The sequence below is a fragment of the Bradyrhizobium sp. URHA0013 genome (assembly GCF_000518345.1).
GTDB lineage: Bacteria > Pseudomonadota > Alphaproteobacteria > Rhizobiales > Xanthobacteraceae > Bradyrhizobium.
Genome location: NZ_JADK01000003.1, coordinates 1,400,751 through 1,421,326 on the forward strand (window position 1 = coordinate 1,400,751; position 20,576 = coordinate 1,421,326).

21 protein-coding genes and 1 tRNA gene are annotated in these 20,576 nt (G+C 64.1%); 16 read left to right on the forward strand and 6 right to left on the reverse strand.

The genetic code is table 11. From position 1 onward, the window contains the following. Positions 1-3 precede the first annotated feature (3 nt). Positions 4-345, forward strand: a complete 342-nt coding sequence (locus N551_RS0106815) for a hypothetical protein (protein ID WP_027566313.1) — start codon at positions 4-6, stop codon at positions 343-345. Positions 346-511: 166 nt separating this feature from the next. Then, positions 512-724, forward strand: coding sequence for a hypothetical protein (locus N551_RS0106820; protein WP_007604145.1), 213 nt, complete (start codon positions 512-514; stop codon positions 722-724). A 25-nt stretch (positions 725-749) separates the two neighbouring features. Here N551_RS0106820 and N551_RS0106825 read toward each other — a convergent pair whose 3' ends face one another. Continuing rightward, positions 750-2,438, reverse strand: coding sequence for an MFS transporter (locus tag N551_RS0106825; RefSeq protein WP_027566314.1), 1,689 nt, complete (start codon positions 2,436-2,438; stop codon positions 750-752). Positions 2,439-2,600: 162 nt separating this feature from the next. Between N551_RS0106825 and N551_RS0106830 the strand changes: the two genes are divergently transcribed. The 7 genes from N551_RS0106830 (at position 2,601) to N551_RS0106860 (ending at position 10,436) form a co-directional block, all read left to right on the forward strand. Then, entirely contained in the window at positions 2,601-3,968 is a 1,368-nt protein-coding gene (locus N551_RS0106830) for a hydrolase (RefSeq protein ID WP_027566315.1), read from the forward strand. A 34-nt stretch (positions 3,969-4,002) separates the two neighbouring features. After that, positions 4,003-5,370 (forward strand): cytochrome P450, encoded by a 1,368-nt coding sequence (locus tag N551_RS0106835; RefSeq protein WP_027566316.1) that lies wholly within the window; start codon positions 4,003-4,005, stop codon positions 5,368-5,370. Between the two features lie 50 nt (positions 5,371-5,420). Then, entirely contained in the window at positions 5,421-6,830 is a 1,410-nt protein-coding gene (locus tag N551_RS0106840) for an adenylate/guanylate cyclase domain-containing protein (RefSeq protein WP_027566317.1), read from the forward strand. A gap of 280 nt (positions 6,831-7,110) precedes the next feature. Continuing rightward, positions 7,111-7,599: a TerB family tellurite resistance protein gene (locus N551_RS0106845; protein WP_027566318.1), complete on the forward strand. Its 489-nt coding sequence runs from the start codon at positions 7,111-7,113 to the stop codon at positions 7,597-7,599. Positions 7,600-7,824: 225 nt separating this feature from the next. Continuing rightward, positions 7,825-8,604: an SDR family oxidoreductase gene (locus N551_RS0106850; RefSeq protein ID WP_027566319.1), complete on the forward strand. Its 780-nt coding sequence runs from the start codon at positions 7,825-7,827 to the stop codon at positions 8,602-8,604. 127 nt (positions 8,605-8,731) lie between these two features. After that, a complete protein-coding gene (locus N551_RS0106855; RefSeq protein ID WP_027566320.1) occupies positions 8,732-9,526 on the forward strand; it encodes a glutamine amidotransferase in 795 nt (264 codons plus the stop codon). Positions 9,527-9,623: 97 nt separating this feature from the next. After that, a complete protein-coding gene (locus N551_RS0106860) occupies positions 9,624-10,436 on the forward strand; it encodes an enoyl-CoA hydratase (protein WP_027566321.1) in 813 nt (270 codons plus the stop codon). Positions 10,437-10,552: 116 nt separating this feature from the next. Here N551_RS0106860 and N551_RS0106865 read toward each other — a convergent pair. Next, positions 10,553-10,628 (reverse strand) — tRNA-Ala (locus N551_RS0106865). 188 nt (positions 10,629-10,816) lie between these two features. Between N551_RS0106865 and N551_RS0106870 the strand changes: the two genes are divergently transcribed. The 3 genes from N551_RS0106870 to folD are packed head-to-tail and all read left to right on the forward strand — an operon-like array spanning position 10,817 to position 12,367. After that, a complete protein-coding gene (locus N551_RS0106870) occupies positions 10,817-11,107 on the forward strand; it encodes a YggT family protein (RefSeq protein WP_007598721.1) in 291 nt (96 codons plus the stop codon). Positions 11,108-11,127: 20 nt separating this feature from the next. Continuing rightward, on the forward strand, positions 11,128-11,472 hold the full coding sequence (locus N551_RS0106875; RefSeq protein WP_027566322.1) for a DUF167 domain-containing protein: 345 nt from the start codon (positions 11,128-11,130) through the stop codon (positions 11,470-11,472). Between the two features lie 10 nt (positions 11,473-11,482). Next, the gene (gene folD / locus N551_RS0106880) at positions 11,483-12,367 is read left to right on the forward strand and encodes a bifunctional methylenetetrahydrofolate dehydrogenase/methenyltetrahydrofolate cyclohydrolase FolD (protein WP_027566323.1); all 885 of its coding nucleotides are present in this window, start codon (positions 11,483-11,485) and stop codon (positions 12,365-12,367) included. Between the two features lie 122 nt (positions 12,368-12,489). Here folD and ppa read toward each other — a convergent pair whose 3' ends face one another. Continuing rightward, on the reverse strand, positions 12,490-13,026 hold the full coding sequence (ppa, locus tag N551_RS0106885; protein ID WP_027566324.1) for an inorganic diphosphatase: 537 nt from the start codon (positions 13,024-13,026) through the stop codon (positions 12,490-12,492). Positions 13,027-13,203: 177 nt separating this feature from the next. Further along, the gene (locus tag N551_RS0106890) at positions 13,204-13,713 is read right to left on the reverse strand and encodes a GNAT family N-acetyltransferase (protein ID WP_007598725.1); all 510 of its coding nucleotides are present in this window, start codon (positions 13,711-13,713) and stop codon (positions 13,204-13,206) included. A gap of 262 nt (positions 13,714-13,975) precedes the next feature. Here N551_RS0106890 and N551_RS0106895 point away from each other — a divergent pair, with 262 nt between their 5' ends. From N551_RS0106895 to N551_RS0106910, 4 genes are read left to right on the forward strand one after another with little or no spacing between them, the layout of a single operon-like run. Then, a complete protein-coding gene (locus N551_RS0106895; RefSeq protein ID WP_027566325.1) occupies positions 13,976-14,875 on the forward strand; it encodes a dienelactone hydrolase family protein in 900 nt (299 codons plus the stop codon). Then, positions 14,872-15,339, forward strand: a complete 468-nt coding sequence (locus tag N551_RS0106900) for a DUF2269 domain-containing protein (protein ID WP_027566326.1) — start codon at positions 14,872-14,874, stop codon at positions 15,337-15,339. Before N551_RS0106895 ends, N551_RS0106900 begins: the two co-directional genes overlap by 4 nt. Positions 15,340-15,347: 8 nt before the next feature. Next, complete coding sequence (locus N551_RS0106905; protein ID WP_027566327.1) at positions 15,348-16,667, forward strand: SDR family oxidoreductase; 1,320 nt, start codon at positions 15,348-15,350, stop codon at positions 16,665-16,667. Then, on the forward strand, positions 16,667-17,074 hold the full coding sequence (locus N551_RS0106910; RefSeq protein ID WP_027566328.1) for a thiol-disulfide oxidoreductase DCC family protein: 408 nt from the start codon (positions 16,667-16,669) through the stop codon (positions 17,072-17,074). Before N551_RS0106905 ends, N551_RS0106910 begins: the two co-directional genes overlap by 1 nt. A 91-nt stretch (positions 17,075-17,165) precedes the next feature. Here N551_RS0106910 and N551_RS0106915 read toward each other — a convergent pair whose 3' ends face one another. Both N551_RS0106915 and typA read right to left on the reverse strand, forming a co-directional pair. Continuing rightward, a complete protein-coding gene (locus N551_RS0106915) occupies positions 17,166-18,413 on the reverse strand; it encodes an NAD(P)/FAD-dependent oxidoreductase (protein ID WP_027566329.1) in 1,248 nt (415 codons plus the stop codon). A 173-nt stretch (positions 18,414-18,586) separates the two neighbouring features. Further along, complete coding sequence (gene typA, locus N551_RS0106920) at positions 18,587-20,413, reverse strand: translational GTPase TypA (RefSeq protein WP_007598731.1); 1,827 nt, start codon at positions 20,411-20,413, stop codon at positions 18,587-18,589. Positions 20,414-20,576 lie beyond the last annotated feature (163 nt).

Consider the following 20,576-nt stretch of genomic DNA (forward strand, 5'->3'; position numbering starts at 1 on the left):
CAAATGACCAACTCGCTGAACACCAAGTCTCTGAACACCAAGTCTCTGAACGCCAAGTCCTCGAGTAGCAAGATCCGCGACATCAGCCTGGCTCTGGGCTTTGCCGCCATCCTCTCGATCGCCTCGACCGGCTCGAGCTTCGCCTTCTCGTCCGAAGCGCAGCAGCAGTGCACTGGCGACGCCTTCCGTCTGTGCTCGTCGGAAATCCCGAACATCCCGAAGATCACGGCGTGCATGATGAAGCATCGTTCGGATCTGAGCGCCGGTTGCCGCACCGTGATGGACAAGGAACTCGCCAAGGGCGGCGCGTCACGCAAGGTCGCTGACGCCCAGGACAGTCAGTAACAGCAACGATCGCTCGTTGCGTCGGTTAGCTCCCCTCGCGATGTGCCCCGGCGTGAATGCCGGAGCCACGCGGCGGCGCAGGCCCGCCTGTCAATAAAGCCGTTGCGGCTTCGGGATCGTCGCTCTAGCTTCCCCCGCACATCTTCCGGGTAAGAGGCATTACGCGATGACCAGATTTCTTTTCATCATTCCATTGATCCTGTTTGCATCGGCTGCGTCAGCGCAGCAGCCCGGTCACGACGCCTGCGCACGCGACGTCACGCGCTTCTGCCGCCCGGTGATGAACAATGGCGATCAGGCTGTGCTCGCCTGCCTCAAGCAGAACCGTACGCGGCTCACCAAAGGCTGCGACAAGGTGCTGACGGATCACGGGCAATAAGGCGTCGTTACGGACTCGCAAAATCCTACGTGCTGCTTCCCGCCGCAGTGGCGACCACGGGCAGCACCTCACTTGCGGCCTGGTCCGGCGTCTCCTCTTTCCAGCGCACCGAGCCGAACGGACGCTCGAGCATGCGGCGGATCCGCACCGGATCGGGGCCGACGTGGAAATCGATCGCCTCCTGATGCAGCGCGCGTTCGGACTGGGTTGAACGGTTGCGCTGGCGCAGATAATCGAGCCAGGTCGGGCAATGATAGCGCTCGGTCCACAATTCGGGATCGGCGATGTCGCGCGCGATCGACCAGCCATAGGCGCCGTTGCGCTGCCGAGAGAGCTGCACGTCCTGCATCACGTTGTGAAAGGCGCGCGCGTTCTCTTGGGCGACGCGGTATTCGATCTCGACCACCAGCGGCCCGCTGCGTGCCGTGAGCGACAGCTTGACTTCAGGATCGGCCAGCACGTCGGCGTCTTCGTTACGGGCGCCGACGCGCGGCATCGTGAGCCAGATCCCCAGCACCGGCGAGATCAGCATCAGCCCGGCGGCCGTCAGCAGCGCGACCTCGACGCCGGCATAGTCGGTGAGATGACCCCAACCCCAGGCGCCGATCGCGATGCCCCCGGAAATCGAGGCCTGGAACGCCGCGAGCGAGCGGCCCGCGACCCAGCGCGGCGCCGAGAGCTGCACGCCGATATTAAACAGCGCAATGGCGGCCATCCAGACCGCGCCGGCGAGCACCAGTGCAGCCGCGGTCAGCACCGGCTCAGTGCTCACGGCAAGAGCGGCCATCGCAAACGCCATCGAGATGGTGCAGGCGCGGATCGCAGCTTCGCCGCTCATGCGCTTGCGCAATTCGTGGATGTTGAGCGCACCGACCACGGCGCCCATCCCGAAGGCACCGAGCATGATGCCGTAGGTCTGCGCGCCGCCATGCAGCAGATCGCGCGCGACCAGCGGCATCAACGCCATGATGGCGCCGCCAATCAAGCCCATCACCAGCGTGCGCAACAGCACGATCTTGATCGGCGGCGAGTTGGTGATGTAGCGGAAGCCCGACACCATGGCGCGGTTGAGCTTCTCCCGCGGCAGGCGCGAGGGTTCGGTGTTGCGCCGCCAGAGCAGCAGCACCACCAGCAACGGCAAATAGAGGATCGCATTGCACGCAAATGCCGCCACCGCACCGAGTGCGGCGACGATGACACCGCCGACCGCCGGGCCGAAGCTGCGCGCGATGTTGTAGCTGATGCCGTTCAGCGCGACGGCCGACGGCAGGGCATCGGGCGGCACCTGCTCGCTGACCGAGGACTGCCAGGCCGGACCGAACAGTGCGTTGCCGCTGCCGACGACGAAGCAGAAGACGAGCAGCGTTTCCGGCGAAATGTAGTTGAGCCAGGCCAGGACCGTGAGCGCTGTCGCGCCAGTCAGCGCGATCATGAGTGCGATCAGGGTCACGATGCGGCGGTCATACATGTCGGCGATGGCGCCGGCCGGCATCGAGATCAGCATGATCGGCAGCATCAGAGCGGTCTGCACCAGCGCCACCTTGTCCGCCGAGGCCGCCATCTGCGTCATGGCCCAGGCGGCGCCCACGCCCTGGATCAGCAGGCCGAGATTGGAGAGCAGGCTTGCGAGCCAGATGCGCCGGAACACGGTGTACCGCAGCGGCGCCATGATGCCGTCGGCCGCAATTTTCTGGCGGTTCGTCTGCTCGGTCATGTCCCCTTCCAAAATTGGCTGGCAGAAGTGGTCTTGAAGTTGTCTTGGAGCGGTCTTTGGGCGATTCCGGCAAGTTCAGTGATGCCTGCGAAAGTCCTTCGCTGTCCAGTGGTTAGGCCGGTATAAGCGGTGCAAAGAGATGGTTTTGCCGGGGAGGAACAGATGAAGCTGTCACGACGGATGATCTTGCAGGGGGCCGGCAGCTTGCCCTTCGCAGTTGCGAGCCTGCGGACGGGCGCATTGGCTCAACCTTCACCTGCCGGGCCGGGCGAGGTGCCTCCGATCCTGTTCGTCCACGGCAATGGCGACTACGACGCGCTCTGGATGACGACCTTGTGGCGGATGGAATCCAACGGTATCGCGCGCGACCGCATGGCGGCGATCAATTTCACCGATCCCAATGCACGAAGTGACGACAAGGTCGAACAGGCGGGCCGCTCCTCGACCGAGGACCAGCGCCGCGAGCTCGCCGCCGCCATAGCCGAACTGAAGCGCCGCACCGGCGCGGCCCGCGTGGCACTGGTCGGCAGCTCGCGCGGCGGCTACGCGATCCGAAACGCGATCAAGAACGGCGGCGCCGGCGATGTCAGCCATGCCGTGCTGTGCGGCACGCCCAATCACGGCGTGTTCGCGACCGACGACCAGCCGAACAGCGAGTTCAACGGTCGCGGCGCGTTCCTGCGCAGCCTCAATGAGGGCGAGAGCGAAGTGACACCGGGTGTTGCCTTCCTCACCTTGCGCAGTGACGGCATGGACAAATACGCGCAGGCCGATGGCCGTTTCATCGGCAAGCCCGGTACGCCAACGGGCGTCAGCGTCGAAGGTCCGGAGTTGAAGGGGGCCACCAACCTCGTGCTCGGCGCCCTCGATCATCGCGAGGTGGCATTTCACCCCCGGGCCTTCCGCGAGATCTATAAGTTCATCGCCGCTCGCGAGCCCGCGCGGATCGCGATTGTGCCGGAGCAGAGCGTCAGGCTGAGCGGCCTCGTGACGGGCACACCGGGAGGCGCGCCGACCAATCGGCCGGTGGCCGGCGCAACCGTCGATGTCTTTCGCGTCGATCCTGAAACCGGGGAGCGCAAGGGTAGCGCCGTGTACAGCGCGAAGACCGGCGCCGACGGCCGCTGGGGACCGGCGCAGGTCGAGCCTTCCTGGTCGCTCGAATTCGCCCTCGTAGCGCCGGATGCGCCGACCACGCACATCTACCGCTCGCCCTTCCCGCGCTCGTCCGACCTGGTGCATCTGCGTGCTGCGCGTCCGCTCGGGCCCGCGGACAAGGACGCCGGGGCTGTCGTGATCATGTCGCGCCCGCGCGGTTATTTCGGCCTGCCACGGGACGTGGTGCTGCTCGACGGCAAGGAGCCGGCGGACGTCAAATCGGGTGTGCCCACGGATTCGACAGCAACACTGCGCCTTTCGGCCGGCGAGGTCGGGCGTAACATCGTGGCCCAATTTGGCGAAGAACGAATTGTGGCACGCGCCTGGCCTGCCTCCGAGAACAGGATTGCGATTGCCGAGCTGACTTATTAGCTAATTGCCTGCGTCACCTCTGCGGGAGCGAGCCATGAACATCGCCAGCGTGCGTCGGCCCATCGTCCCTCCGACCCCGCCGCGTGCGCCCGACGACATGTCGTTCCTCGGCCGGCTTGCCGTGATCAAGCGGAACATGATCGCGACCTGGGGGCAGCGCGCCTACGAGGAAGACGTCATCGAGGGCCGCTTTTTCTTCCGCAACAGTTTTATCCTGAACCGGCCGGATGCGATCCGGCATGTCCTGCTCAGCAATTACGAGAATTATTCGCGCACCCCGGCGGGCATCCGCATGCTTCGTCCCGTGCTCGGCGACGGTCTTCTGATTGCGGAGGGCCATTCGTGGACGTTTCAGCGCCGCACCCTCGCGCCGGCGTTCACGCCGCGTGCGACGGCAAATCTCGTTCCGCACATGACGGCGGTGCTCGACGAGACCATCGCGAAGCTCGACGCGCAAACGAGCGAGCCGGTCGATCTGCGCGAGATCATGCAGCGGATGACGCTGGAGATCGCCGGACGCACCATGTTCTCGTTCGGCATGGACCGCCATGGTCCGACATTACGCAACTTCGTCATGGAGTATGGAGCCCGACTCGGACGGCCGTACTTGCTCGACATGGTGCTGCCCCTGTCCTGGCCGAGCCCGATGGATTTTGCCCGCGCCCGTTTCCGCAAGCGCTGGACCGAATTCGTCGCGATGCTGATCGCCGAGCGGCGTGAGATGGGCAAAAAGGACGGCGCGCCGCCGCGCGATCTGTTCGATCTCATGGACGAGGCGCGCGATCCTGAGACCGGCAAGGGCTTTTCGGACGAGCAACTCGTCGACGAAGTCGCGACCATGATCCTCGCGGGCCACGAGACCACGGCGACCGCTCTATTCTGGGCGCTCTATCTGCTCGCGCTCGACCCGGACACGCAGGAAGAAATCGCCTCCGAGACCCGTGGCGAACACCTCGACAGCATGGCCGACATCGATCGCCAGAAGTTCACCCGCGCCGCGATCGAGGAGACCATGCGGCTTTATCCGCCGGCCTTCCTGATCGCCCGGGCCGCGCGCGAGAAGGACAACGCGGCCGGCGTCGAGATCAGCAAGGGCGACATCATCATGATCGCGCCGTGGCTGCTGCACCGGCACGAGAAACTGTGGGATCAGCCGAACGCGTTCATTCCAAAACGCTTCATGTCGACGGAAGCGCCCGATCGGTTTGCCTATCTGCCCTTTGGCGCGGGTCCGCGCGTGTGCATCGGCGCACCATTCGCGCAAGCTGAATCCGTGCTGGCGCTGGCCCGGCTGATCGGCGCGTTCCGTGTCGAGCTTGCCGATACCAGCCCTGTCATTCCGCTCGGCGTCGTCACGACCCAGCCGGACCGTTCACCCCTGTTCCGCATCACGCGTCGGTGACAGGCATTCGCCTGGCCGACGGCGTGATCCACACCAGATAGAGTTACGCCATGAGCGACATCCAGGCCCAGTTTTCCGTTCTGAAGCAGACCGCCGATGCGAAAGTGGTCGACGCGATCACGCGCCTCATCGAAGACGGTGAGGATCACGAGCTCAACCGCGTCAATGTCCTGGACTTCTCCAGAGAGCACAATCTCGACGAAGAGCGCGTGATCTCGGCGTTCCTGCATTCGGCGCGGCTCGGCCTGTTCGATCTCGGTTGGAACGTGTTGTGCCCGGGCTGCGGCGGCGTGCTGGGCGCGCATTCGACCCTCAAGGCGCTCAAGCCAGATGAGTATCACTGCGCGCTCTGCGCCTGCGGCTACAAGACCTCGGTCGACGATCAGGTCGAAGTCTCCTTCACCGTCAATTCACGTGTCCGGCGCATTGCGGCGCATGATCCCGATACGCTGCCGGTGTGGGAGTATTTCAAGCAGGTGTTCTGGAGCTCCGGCGTCGACTTCAACAAGGAATCGTTTGCGACGCTCGCCAACGAGGTGACGCTGGATACGATGGAGCTGCCGGCGGGCGAGAAGGCGACCATGTCGCTACAACTGCCGAACGATTTCATCATCATCTTCGAACCGGTGACGCACGCCGCCCATTTCATCGACGTGCAGGGCGAGCCGACCAAGGACCGTCAGCAGCTCGCCATCATGTACAACAAGGTGCAGGCGCCGACGGGAACCACGACCATGCGGCCGGGCCCGCTGCGGCTGTCGCTGGAAAACCAGGCCGGCGTGCGCGTGCTGCCGTCGGTGTTCATCGCGGCCGAGGCACTCCATCACCTCATCGGCAAGCGCAAACCGTTTCTTACCGCCAAGCGGATGCTGTCGAACCAGACGTTTCGCGACGTCTTCAAGGCGGACAATCTCAGTCTCGACCAGCGGCTCCAGATCACCTCGCTGACCTTCCTGTTCACCGATCTGAAGGGCTCGACCGCGCTCTATGAGCGCGTCGGCGATCTAGTCGCCTTCGACCTCGTGCGCGCGCATTTCCATGCGCTGCTCGAGATCATCTCCTCCGAGAAAGGCGCGGTGGTGAAGACCATCGGCGACGCCGTGATGGCGACCTTCGTCCGTCCCGAGCATGCGATCGCAGCGGGTTTGCGGATGCGCGCGGCGATGGACGAGCTCAACAAAAAGCGCGGCACTGCCGATCTGATCGTGAAGATCGGCATCCACGAGGGTCCGTGTCTCGCGGTGATGCTGAACGAGCGGCAGGATTATTTCGGCCAGACCGTCAACATCGCCGCCCGCGTGCAGAGCCTCTCGACCGCGCAGGAGATCCACATCACCGGCCCGGTGCTGGATGCACCGGCGGTCGCCGAAGTCCTCAAGCAGCGCGAGATCAGGCCGATCCAGAAGCAGGCCGCACTGCGCGGCATCGCCGACAAGATGGTGGTGTACGAGATACCGTGAGGGGCGGCGATCACCATGGTCTGCGTCATTGCGAGGAGCACTTGCGACGAAGCAATCCAGACTGTCATCGCGGAAAGATCCTGGATTGCTTCGCTGCGCTCGCAATGACGTTGTGGAGGCAATTTGCGCCAAACCTCTGTCGTCAGCCCGGCAAACGCTCCAGATTGCCGAAACGTAATGCGTCGCGCGGAACTGACGCACGTTGCGCCGGTTGAGTTTCCTGCTCATATAATGCTGGTAGCGGCCGCGCTCCGCGGCTTCATCGATTCGGTAGGACCTTATGCTCGACGGCCTGCGCCAATTCATCGCCGACATTGTTGCTCCCCATGCCCAGGACCGCGCATTCGGTGACAGTGATTACCGGCTGGCGGCGACCGCGCTGCTGGTTCACGTGATCTCGCTGGACGGCCAGCCGACGGCTGCCGAGCAGCGCAAATTGCATAGCCTGATCGAAAGCCACTTCGGGCTCGATCGCGGCACTGCCGATCGTCTGATCGCGGATGCGACGGAGGTCGAGGGCGAGGCGGTCGACCTCTATCACTTCACCAGCATCATGATGCGCTCGCTCGACGAAGAGGGCCGCAAGCGGGTCGTCCAGATGATGTGGGAGCTGGTCTACGCCGACGGCCAGGTCACCGAGTTCGAGGATAATGTGGTCTGGCGCGCCTCCGACCTGCTCGGGATCGCCCAGCGCGACCGGATCGACCTGAAGCACGCGGTCGCAGATCGTGCCGGTGGTCAGGTCAAGGACAGCGCACTCGGTGGGTGATCTCGTCAGCACAACCAATTGGCGGTTGTGGCGACACATGACGAAACTTTAATGTAGCCCCCGGCCGTCTCGACTCCGGATTCGTCCGTAAAATCCCGGGGTTTTGCGCCCCCTGTCACCGGCTCAAGTGGCCATGCTGCCAGCGCCGCTTGCCTGTCGCGCTCGGCCTATGCTCTCGTTCCAGCATTGCGGGGCCAAAAAACTTCAATTGAAGAGATCTCGATCGTGACTGAGCGGGTAACCTTGATCACCGGTGCCTCGGCGGGCATCGGCACGGAGCTGGCGCGTGTGTTCGCCGCGAACGGACATCGTCTTGCGCTGACGGCGCGACGCGCGGACCGGCTCGAGGCGCTCGCGAACGAGCTCGCCGCCAAGGGCGGCAAGAAGCCGATCGTGATCGCCTGCGATCTCGAGGATGCGGATGCCGGCGAGAAGATCGCGGCCGCACTCGTCGCCGAAGGCGTCGAGCTCGACAATCTCGTCAACAATGCCGGCTTCGGCGTATTCGGTGACGCAATCGAGCGAGACCGCGTCGAGCAGCTCGGCATCGTCGATGTCAATGTCCGGGCCCTGACGGACCTGTCGCTGCGCTTTGCCGATCAGCTCATCAAGAACAAGGGCGGTCTTCTCAACGTCGGATCGGTCGCCGGCTTTCTGCCCGGACCCGGCATGGCCGTCTACTACGCGTCCAAAGCCTATGTCATTTCCTTCACCGAGGCCTTGCGGGCGGAGCTTGCACCGCACGGCGTTCGCGTCACCGTCCTTTGCCCGGGCCCGGTGCCCACCGAATTCCAGGCGCGCGCCGGCGTTGGGTCCGGCCATGATACGGCCCTTCTCAATGTTCCTGCCGCCGATGTCGCACGGCAGGCCTATCGCGGCCTGATGGCCAACAAGCGGGCAGTGCTCCCTGGTATGGGCATCAAGATCGTGCCATTTGCGCTGCGCTTCTTCCCGCGCGGCTTCATCCTGTCTGCTACCAGCCGGTTTCAGAGGCAAAGACAGTAAAGAGAGCTCTCGGTCGGTCGTGGCCCGGAGCTTGCTTTCTATCGGGCGTGTGTGTGCGCAAACTCACACGAAATTAACGATCGCTTAGTTATGCTGGCGGTCTGAACCGATAGCACTCGCAGAGACCATGTCGTTCCGGACGAACAGGTTTGGTGGCGCAGAAGTGGTGCCCTTCCCCAGAAGGACGCCGAACGTTGCCGCCTCCGAAACCCGGTTGCCGGTTCTGATCATCCTGCATCAGGAATCCTCGGCACCCGGCCGCGTCGGCAATGCGCTGCGCGCGCTCGGCCATCGCCTCGACATCCGCCGTCCCCGCTTCGGCGATCCGCTGCCCGAGACCCTCGACCAGCATGCCGGCGCGGTCGTCTTCGGCGGTCCCATGAGCGCCAACGATCCAGACGACTACATCCGCCGCGAGATCGACTGGATCGAAATTCCGCTCCGCGAACAGCGGCCGTTCCTCGGCATCTGCCTCGGCGCCCAGATGCTCGCAAGGCAATTAGGAGCTCGCGTCGCGCCGCATGCCGATGCGCTGACCCAGATCGGCTACTACCCGATCCGCCCGACAGAAGCGGGACACCGGCTCTGCCCGAATTGGCCGGCGCGGGTATATCACTGGCATCGCGAAGGTTTCGAACTGCCGGTCGGCACTGAACTGCTTGCGGAAGGCGATGATTTTCCGGTGCAGGCGTTCCGCACCGGCAACGCTTTCGGCGTGCAGTTCCATCCTGACGTGACCTACGCGATGATGCATTGCTGGACCACGCGCGGCTATGACGGCCTCAGCGCGCCCGGCGCGCGGCAGCGGCATCATCATTTCGCGGATCGTGCCGTCTACGATGCCGCCGAACGCGCCTGGCTCGATCACTTCATGGACGGCTGGCTGACGCGCCGACCGGTTCTGGCGCAAGCAGCCGAGTGATCGCGCCTTAGCGCAAGCTCTTCTCATCCGTTTGTATGCTAGGCTCATTGTCAACGAGCGCGCGCGAACGCGTGCCGGCAAGCAAAGGGAGAGCGCCATGGCCTACGAACACATTCTCTATGAGGTCAGCGACAAGGTCGCGACCATCACGCTCAACCGTCCCGACCGCATGAATGCGTGGACGCCGATCATGGAGCGCGACGTGCGCCATGCGATGGAAGCATCGAGCGCCGATGACAATGTCCGCGTCATCGTGATCACCGGCGCGGGCCGTGCCTTTTGCGCCGGTGCCGACATGGACGCATTGAAGGGGCTCGATCCCGATGATGTCAGGCGCGCGTCGAACCTGCCGCCCTTCGACATGAACCGGCGGCCCGACTGGCAGACGCGCTATGGCTTCTATCCGTCGATCGGAAAGCCCGTCATCGCCATGCTCAACGGCGCGACCGCCGGCATCGGCCTCGTCCACGCGCTCTATTGCGACCTGCGCTTTGCCGTCGACAACACGGTGTTCACGACAGCCTTTGCGCGGCGCGGATTGATCGCAGAGCACGGCATCAGCTGGATGCTGCCGCGAATCGTCGGCCACGCCAACGCGATGGATCTGTTGCTCTCGGCGCGGCGCGTTTCGAGTGACGAGGCGCTGCGGATCGGGCTGGTCAACCGGCTCTGCTCGCCGGAGAAACTCCGCGAGGAGACCTATGCCTATGCGCGCGACCTCGCCGATTTCGTCTCGCCGAGCGCGATGGCCGTGATCAAGCGGCAGCTCTACGAGGTGCCGTTCCAGACGCTGGCGGAGGCGACGATCGCGGCCAACCGGGACATGATGGTGGCGCTGAACGGCAGCGATTTCCGGGAGGGGGTCGCAAGCTTCATGGAGAAGCGGCCGCCGAGATTTACGGGGAAGTAGGGGGGCGGATGGAGCCCGGCTTCGCCCTTCGGGCTACGCCGCGGCAGCCTTCGCTTACTTCGCTGCGAGAGACCTTACGGGCTTGCCGAGCCGAAACTCGCGAAGCGAGCGAAGGCTGGTGGAGCCAGGCGGGATCGAACCGCCGACCTCGTCATTGCGAACGACGCGCTCTCCCAGCTGAGCTATGGCCCCTTTTGTAGGCCGCTCTGGTCAATGCGGCCGACAACCGGGCGCCATTTAAGTCCCCGCCAAGGTCAAGTCAAGGACGGCTGTAACCCGGTTTTAGCCATCCCGGCACCGACTTCCCTTGTTTGGACCGGGGGGAACCGATATCTAGCAAAAGACGTCAATCCCGACCGAAGCCAGAGTTTTTAAAAGCCATGCGTGCCGTTCTCGACATCGTCATCATCGTGCTCGACCTCTACGTCTGGCTGCTGATCGCGTCCGCGATCCTGTCCTGGCTGATCGCCTTCAACGTCGTAAATACCCGCAACCAGTTCGTGTCGGCGGTGGCGGAGTTCCTGTATCGAATCACGGAGCCGGTCCTGGCGCCGATTCGCAATTTCCTGCCCAGCCTCGGCGGCCTCGACATCTCGCCGATCATCCTGATCCTGCTCATCATGTTCATCGAGCGGGTGATCCTGTATTACATCTACCCGAACGTGATCTAAGCAGGCTGGAGCGCCCCGGGTTGCCAAAGAACCTTGTCATCAAGGAACCTTGGCGTTACGGGGCCGCAGGAATCAGCATCGCGCTGCGGGTAACGCCGCGCGGCGGCCGCGACGACATCGACGGGATCGAGCAGCTCTCCGATGGCCGCAGCGTGCTCAAGGTGCGTGTGCGCGCCATCGCCGATGGCGGCGAGGCCAACAAGGCCGTTCTGGTGCTGCTGGCGAAATCGCTGGGCGTGCCCAAGGCCAGCGTCAAACTCCTGTCGGGAGCGACCTCGCGGCTGAAGCAGATCGCGGTCGACGGCGATCCGGCGCGGCTCGGCGAAGCCCTGCGCCAGCTCGCATCAGCCAAATCGACGGATTGAGGGAACTGACATGACCGCCAAGATCATCGACGGAAAAGTCATCGCCGCGGAACTTCGCGCCCGCGTCGCGGACGAGGTCGCACGCGTCAAACGCGAGCACAATCTGGTACCGGGCCTCGCGGTGGTCCTGGTCGGCAGCGACCCCGCTAGCGAGGTCTATGTCCGCTCGAAACACACCCAGACCCAGGCCGCCGGCATGGCCTCGTTCGAGCACAAGCTGCCGGCCGACGTCTCGCAAGCGGATCTCCTGGCGCTGGTCGCAAAACTCAACCGCGATCCCGCCGTGCACGGTATTCTGGTGCAATTGCCGCTGCCCAAGGGCCTCAACACCGAGGCCGTCGTCAATGCCATCGATCCCGCCAAGGACGTCGACGGGCTGCATCCGAACAATGCCGGCCGCCTCGCCGGCGGTTTCGAGGCGCTGTCGCCCTGCACGCCGCTCGGCTGCATCATTTTGACCAAGAGCGTGCATGCTTCGCTCGAAGGCATGAACGCCATCGTCATCGGCCGATCCAACCTCGTCGGCCGTCCGCTGGTGCAGTTGTTGCTGAACGAGAACGCCACGGTGACCATCGCGCATTCGCGCTCGCGCGACCTGCCCGGGCTCGTCAAGCGCGCAGACCTCGTCTACGCCGCGGTCGGAAAGTCCGAGATGGTGCGCGGCGACTGGCTGAAGCCGGGGGCGACTGTGATCGACGTCGGCATCAACCGGATCCCGAAGGACGACGGAAAGACGCGTCTCGTCGGCGACGTTGCCTATCAGGAAGCGCTCGCAGTTGTTGGCGCCATCACGCCGGTGCCGGGCGGCGTCGGTCAGATGACAGTCGCCTGCCTGCTCGTGAACACGTTGCGCGCGGCCTGCGCGATTGCAGGGCTGCCGAAACCGGCGGTGTAACGCCACTCTCGTGTCCCGGACGCAGCGCAGTGCGATGCTGAGCCGGGGCCCAGTACGGTGGCGCCATGATCCCGGCTCAGCGTCGCGTCATTTCATGCCGCGCTGCGTCCGGGACACAAGACCTACCCGTTCTTCTTCTTCTCGCGATCTATGCCTTCGAGAATCAGCTTGTGCGCATCCTCGGGGCCGCCCCAGCGCAGGATCTTCACCCACTTGCCGGGTTCGAGATCCTTGTAGTGCTCGAAGAAGTGCTGGATCTGCTGGAGCGTGATGTCCGGCAGGTCGGAATACGATTTCACCTTGTCGTAGCGCTGGGTGAGCTTGGACGAGGGCACCGCCAAGATCTTCTCGTCGCCACCGGCTTCGTCTTCCATGAACAGCACGCCGACCGGGCGCACGCTCATGACCGCGCCTGGGATAATGGCGCGGGTGTTGATGATGAGGACGTCGCAGGGATCGCCGTCATCGGACAGCGTGTGCGGAATGAAGCCGTAGTTTCCGGGGTAACGCATCGGAGTGTAGAGGAAGCGGTCGACCACCAGCGTGCCGGCTTCCTTGTCCATCTCGTATTTGATCGGTTCGCCGCCCACGGGGACTTCGATGATGACGTTGATGTCGTGGGGGACGTTTTTCCCGATCGAGATCGCATCGATACGCATTCAAGGCTCCGTTGTTGCCGAGGTTAAATCGCACCCGGCAGCGATTTTGGCGCTGTCATACGCGGGCTTGGCCCGCTGATCCATCGCGTTTTTGTGAAATAATGAATCCGGCGATCACCGGCTCAAAAGGCAGCGGTATCGACGGAAGGGAAATGCTGCCGGCCGGACTTCAGCAGCTCAATTGGTCCAAGCGAAGGCAACCTTGTCGAGCGACTTCGGCCCGAAACGCTCCGAGGAGCGTGCCACCATGCGGCCGCCCAAGGCGCGGTAGAACTCGGTGGCCGGATCGTTGTCCGAGAGCGCCCACACCACCATGCTCTTCAGGCCGCTCTGCATCAGGTCGCGGCGAGCCGCGGTGAACAGGCGGCGGCCGAAGCCCAGCCCCTGGAATTCGGGACGCAGATAGAGCTCGTAGACCTCGCCGTCGAAATGCAGGCTGCGGGCGCGGTTGCGGCCGTAGTTGGCGTAGCCCGCGATCTTGTCGCCGAACACCAGCACGCTGACGCGGCTGCCCTTGCGGATCGCGCTGTCCCACCATTGCGGACCGCGGCGGTTGATCAGCTTTTCCAGTTCGGCGCCGGGAATGATGCCCTGATAGGCGGAGCGCCAGGCTTCGTCATGGGTGGACGCCACCGCAGTTGCATCTGCGGCTTTGGCCGGCCGGACCTCGATCAGGGTTGTGCTCATGGACGTGATCAAACCAAGTCGCCGCGCCGGCGGCAAGACCTATCCTTAATTATCGGTTAACCTGTGGACTTTCTGCATCAGTATTTGAACCATGTTGTACCGAAAAAAGACAAGACGCCGATTCGAATGGCACCGGGGTGCTCTGCGTCGGTGCAAAACTGCTTTGCGGCAACGAATGAACGGCAATGGCAACGCAGAAAGTCTGCCGATATTGATTCGTTCCTACTAGTCTAACTGTCGCTGTTCTCGCCTCCGGCCATTCATGCGGCTCCTCAACATTCTCGTGCTCCTGGCTCTGTTGGCCTTGCTGACTGCGCCGCCTGTGTGCGCTCAGGTCATTTTTGGTTCGTCCGGAGCGGAGGGCGATCCGTTTCGCCGTCAGCAATGGCACGTGCCGTCGCCGGATACCGACATCGCCGCTCATGCCTTGCTGTTTCGCCCGCCGGGTGCCGGCCCGTTCCGGCTTGCGGTGATCGCGCATGCTTCGACGCAAAATGGGTTGCGGCGCGCGCAAATGTCTCAGCCGGAATACCGCGCGCTCGCTGCGTTCCTCATCGCGCGCGGCTTCGCCGTGCTGGTGCCGGAACGGCTCGGCCATGGCGTAACAGGCGGCCGTTATGTCGAGGACCAGGGTGGCTGCGACGAGGCGGACTATGCGCGCTCGGGCCGCGCAACGGCCGACGAAATCGCGCTCGCGCTGGACTATGTGCGAAAGCAGGATTTTATCCGGAACGACGCCGCGCTCGTGATCGGACATTCCGCCGGCGGTTGGGGCGCGCTGGCGCTCGCGAATGCCGATCCGAAGGCGATCTCCGCCATCATCGCCATTGCGCCGGGCCGCGGCGGCCATGCCAACGACGAGCCGAACCGGATCTGCGCGCCGCATACGCTTCTCGCCGCGGCGGCTGAATTCGGCAAGGCCGCGCGCATCCCCATCACGTGGCTCGTTGCCGCCAATGACAGCTACTTTGCACCGGCATTTTCGCGTGCGTTGGTCGATGCGTTTCGCGGTGGCGGTGGCAAGGTCGACTTCCGGACGACGCCGGCCGTCGGTAGCGAGGGCCACTGGATGATCGAAACCGAGGCCGGCGTCAAAGCCGCGAGTGCCGAGCTTGCGCGTGGGTTGAACCTGCCCAAGCCCGTGGTGACCAAGAAGCCATGACGCTGTATTTCCTCATCAAATATCTGCACGTGCTCGGAGCTATCGTCATCCTCGGCACCGGAACCGGTATTGCCTTCTTCATGCTGATGGCACATCGCACGAACGACGTGGCGTTCATCGCGCGCACCGCTTCGGTAGTCGTGATCGCCGACGCGATCTTCACGTTGTCCGCCGTGATCCTCCAGCCGGTCACGGGCGGCCTGCTGATGATGCTCTCGGCAACGTCGGTCGCCGAGCGCTGGCTGCTCGCCTCCCTTGCGCTCTATGCAATTGCTGGCTTGTTCTGGATCCCCGTGATCTTCATGCAGATCGAGATGCGCGATCTCGCGCGGAAGGCCGCCGAGCAGCGTGGCGCGCTTCCGGAGCGCTATTTTGTTCTGTTCCGCCGCTGGTTCGCATTCGGCTTTCCCGGCTTTGGCGCCACGATGCTGATTCTCTGGCTGATGATCGCAAAACCGTTTTGAGGAGGGTCATGAGCCAGCGAACCATTCTCGTGCTCGGCGCCTCCGGCCTGATCGGCCGCTACGTCACCGACGATCTTCGCGCGCAGGGATTTCGCGTCGTCGGGGTGGCGCGCAGCCTGTCGCCCGCCCAGAAGATGAGCGCGCTGGACATCGAGCTGCCGATCCTCTCCCTCGATGCGGCGGCTCTGACGCACCTCCTCGGTGAGCACGCGGTCGATGTCGTCGTGAACTGCCTCGGTGTGCTCCAGGACGGACCCGGCAGCGACACCAACGCGGTGCATCGGGATCTCGTCGCACGATTGCTTCAGGCGATTGGCGGCAGCGGCCGTGCGATCCGGTTGGTGCACATCTCGATTCCCGGGACCGCGGGCGAGGATCGAACCGCGTTCGCAACAACGAAGCGTGAGGCCGAACGTTTGATCGCGGCTTCCGGCCTTCCCCACGCCATCCTGCGGCCCGGTTTCGTGGTCGCGCCGTCGGCCTATGGCGGCAGTGCGATGCTCCGCGCGCTTGCGGCCTTTCCGCTCGACCTGCCGGAGAAGGAGATGGCGACGCCGTTCCAGCCCGTTGCTGTCGAGGATATTTCCGCCACCATTGCCTGGCTTGCCGCGCGCGATATCGATGACGCTTCGGTGAAGGCTGTGAACTGGGACCTGATGCAGGTCGAACCGATCACAATGGCTGGCGTCATCGAGCAGTTTCGTATCGCGTTCGGCACGGCCGGCTGGTTGCGCGTCGCGATGCTGTCCTTCATGCTCGATCTCGGCGCGAAAGGCGGCGACGTCGCCAACTATCTTGGCTGGATGCCGCCGATGCGCTCCACGGCCATCGCCGAGCTGCGCCGCGGCGTGCGCGGCGATCCCTCGGCATGGATCGCCGCCACGGGCATCGTGCCGAAATCACTGGCTCAGACGGTCGGCCGCCACCCCGCCACGATCCAGGATAAGTGGTTCGCGCGGCTGTTCCTGGTCAAGACGCTGATCTTCGCAAGCCTTGTCGTGTTCTGGTGCGTCTCCGGCTGCATCGCGCTGTTCGTGTCCTATCGCGCCGCCGCCGGGATCCTGACTGCGCACAATTTTCCGTCGGCGCTGGTCGATCCCATCACCATCGGCACCAGCCTGATGGATATGAGCCTTGGCGTGCTGATTGCCGTCCGTCGCACCGCTGCGATCGGACTCGTCGGGGGCATCCTGGCTTCGCTGGGCTATATGTTTGGTGCCGCGATCCTGACGCCGGACCTCTGGATCGAGCCGCTCGGCGCACTGGTGAAGACTGGGCCGGCGATCGTGCTGATGCTTGTCGCGTTTTTGATGTTGGACAATCGCTGATGCCCAAATGGCTTGACGACGACGTGATCCTGTTCGACGGCGTCTGCATTTTTTGCTCGCGCTGGGTCCGCTTCGTCGCCAAACGTGATAGGGCGAAGCGATTTCGCTTCACGCCGATCCAGTCCGACTATGGCGCCCGGCTCGCACGCACGTTCGACATCGATCCGGATGATCCCGACACCAATGCCGTGGTTCATGGCAGCGCGGTGTTCATGAAATCCGACGCTGCGCTGACGGTGCTGTCGCAGCTCCCCGGCTGGGGCTGGGTGAGCATGCTATTCGCTGTGCCGAAAGCGTTGCGCGACCCGCTCTACAACCTCGTCGCGCGCAACCGCTACCGCATCTTCGGCAAGTATGATTCGTGCGTCGTACCGGATGCCGACTTGCGGGCGCGGGTGATCGAGTAATTCGTCTTTGCGAGCGCAGCGAAGCAATCCAGGCTGCCGCTGCGGAAAGATTCTGGATTGCTTCGCTGCGCTCGCAATGACGAGCGTGCGGTTACGGTTTGCCCAGAACGCCCAGCACTTCCCTCGCCGCCCGCTCCCCTGAATCCCTCGCCCCATGCGCCGTCGAGAAAAAATTCGGCGATGTCGCTTCTCCTGCAAAAAACAGCCGTCCGTCCACCGGCGCCGCCAGCACAGCGCGGTCGCCGGCGTGGCCCGGCAGCGCGTGCGAGTAGGAGCCTCTCGCGAACGGGTCGTGCGCCCAGCGCGACTCGCAGAGCGGCTTCAGCTTTCGCCTGATGTCGTTGCCGAGCAAGCCTGCGATCTCCTCGATGCTTTGCGCGGCAATGGCGCCGTCGCCCGCGTCTTCCAGTTCGCGTGCAAAGCTGCCGCCGAAAAAGCCTTCGATGCAGGGCTGGCCGAACGGGCGGATATGATAGGTGCCCATGTCGGTGCGCATCGTGGCGCCGCGCAAATTACCTTCCTTCGGGAAGGCTTCGGCGTCCTCGAGCGCCAACGTCACCTTGTCGTCGACCCCGAGCGGCAGGCCGGCCGCGGCATCGACCTTGGCGGGGAGAGGTGGCGAGAAGCGGATGGCCTTATTGGCGATAAGATTGGTCGGCACGGTGACGATCACCTTGTCCGCGGTCAGCGTGCCCTGCGATGTCTCGATGCGGATGCGCTTGTCCGAATGATCGATCAGCGTGACGCTGCAGTTCAGCGCAATCGGGCATGGCGCGCCATAGGCCGCGATCAGAGCGCCGTAGCCGCGGCGGACGCGCCAGTTGAGGTCACTGTCCTCATAGGCGTCCCAGTCCAGCGTCGACATGTCCTTCAGTTCGCAACCGTTGATGTAGGTCGAGATCGCGTCGATCATGGGATTCCAGCGATTGCCGGGCTCCAGGCTCAAGCTCGCGGGGACGTCCTTGCCCTTCTGGGCGGCCTTCCACAGCCGCTCATAGAAGGCGTCCATTGCGCGCATGAAATCATCGCGCTCGGCTTTCGGAAACGCATTGCCATAGGCGCGCTCGCGCCAGGGCGGGAGGTCCTTGTTGACCTCGAAATCGAGCTGCTTTGCAACCGCGACAAAGGAGTTGTTGTCTGCCGAGTGCAGCCACCCGCAGCCGACGTCGAAGGTGACTTCGGGCGAGGCCTGCACCGTCCAGGCCCTGCCGCCGAGCCTGTTACGCGCCTCCAGCACGATCACGGAGAGGCCGGAGCCTGCCAGTGCATGCGCCGCGCCGAGGCCGGCGGCGCCCGCACCGATGATCGCGACGTCGACCGAGGAGGGAAGGGAACTCATGCGCGGGCTCTAGCACGTTCGCGAAGAGTGCTGAAGCCGCCTCAAGAACAGCTGTCATCACCCGCGCAGGCGGGTGATCCAGTATTCCAGAGACATTTGTGGTCGAACCGATGAGCCGCGGCGTACTGGATGCCCCGGTCGAGCCGGGGCATGACAGAGTTGCGAGCGGTAGCTTAAGCCACCGCTTCCTTGGACTTTTCCGCGCGCTTGCGCTCGTTCGGATCGAGATGCCGCTTGCGCAGGCGGATCGACTTCGGCGTGATCTCCACCAACTCATCGTCCTCGATATAGGCCAGCGCCTTTTCGAGCGTCATGCGGATCGGCGGGGTCAGGCGCACCGCTTCATCCTTCGACGTGGTGCGGATGTTGGTGAGCTGCTTGCCCTTGAGCACGTTGATCTCGAGGTCGTTGTCGCGGGTATGCTCGCCGACGATCATGCCCTTGTAGACCTTCCAGCCCGGCTCGATCATCATCGGGCCGCGATCTTCCAGCTTGAACATGGCGTAAGCCACCGCTTCGCCCTGGTCGTTGGAGATCAGCACGCCGTTGCGGCGGCCCTGGATCTCGCCCTTGTACGGCGCGTAGCCGTGGAACAGGCGGTTCATGATCGCGGTGCCGCGCGTGTCGGTGAGCAACTCGCCCTGGTAGCCGATCAGGCCGCGGGTCGGCGCGTAGAACACAAGGCGCAAACGGTTGCCGCCGGACGGCTTCATCTCGATCAGCTCGGACTTGCGCTCGCTCATCTTCTGCACGACGACGCCGGAATGCTCCTCGTCGACGTCGATGACGACTTCCTCGATCGGCTCCAGGGTGGCGCCGGTGGCCTCGTCCTTCTGCAGCACGACGCGCGGACGTGACACCGAAAGCTCGAAGCCTTCGCGGCGCATGGTCTCGATCAGGATCGCGAGCTGCAATTCGCCGCGGCCCGAAACTTCCATCGCGTCCTTGTCGGAGGCTTCGACCACCCGCAGCGCAACGTTGCCCTCGGACTCGCGCAACAGGCGGTCGCGGATCATGCGGCTGGTCACCTTGTCGCCTTCGGTGCCGGCGAGCGGCGAGTTGTTGACGATGAAGGACATCGACACGGTCGGCGGGTCGATCGGCTGCGCCACGAGCGGGGTATCGACCGACGGATCGCAGAAGGTGTCGGCGACGGTGCCCTTGGTCAGGCCGGCGATCGCAACGATGTCGCCTGCCTCGGCTTCGTCGAGCGGGGTGCGCTCGATGCCGCGGAAGGCGAGGATCTTGGTGATGCGGCCGGTCTCGATGGTCTTGCCGTCGGCGCCCAGCACCTTCACGGCCTGGTTCGGCTTGATCGAACCGGAAGAGATGCGGCCGGTGATGATGCGGCCGAGATAGGGGTTGGCTTCCAGAATGGTGCCGATCATGCGGAACGGGCCTTCCTCGACGGTCGGCGGCGCGACATGGCGCACGATCAGGTCGAACAGCGGCTGCATGCCGGCTTCGTGCGACCCGTCCGGGCTCTCGGCCATCCAGCCCTGCTTGGCCGACCCATAGAGGATCGGGAAGTCGAGCTGCTCCTCGCTGGCGTCGAGCGCCGCGAACAGGTCGAACACCTCGTTGATGACTTCGGTCGCCCGCGCGTCGGGACGGTCAACCTTGTTGATCACGACGATCGGCTTCAAACCGACCTTGAGCGCCTTGGAGACCACGAATTTGGTCTGCGGCAGCGGGCCTTCGGCGGCGTCGACCAGCACCAGCGCGCCGTCCACCATGTTGAGGATGCGCTCGACCTCACCGCCGAAATCGGCGTGGCCGGGGGTGTCGACGATGTTGATGCGGGTGTCCTTCCACTGCACCGAGGCCGCCTTGGCCAGGATGGTGATGCCGCGCTCGCGCTCCAGATCGTTGGAGTCCATGGCGCGCTCGGTCACCTTCTGGTTCTCGCGATAGGTGCCGGATTGCTGGAGAAGGCGGTCGACGAGCGTTGTCTTGCCGTGGTCGACGTGGGCGATGATGGCGATGTTGCGAAGGTTCATGAGTGAGCTTCTTTGCGGTCGGACAATGGGTTAAGCGCGATCTCGCCGGTCAGACCGGGACCTCTTCTCGAAACAACGCTTGAAGACTGGAAACGGGGCGCTTTCCGCCCAAAAGGGAAAGCCCGGCATATCGACCGGGCACCCTACGCGTTGCGGCGCAATA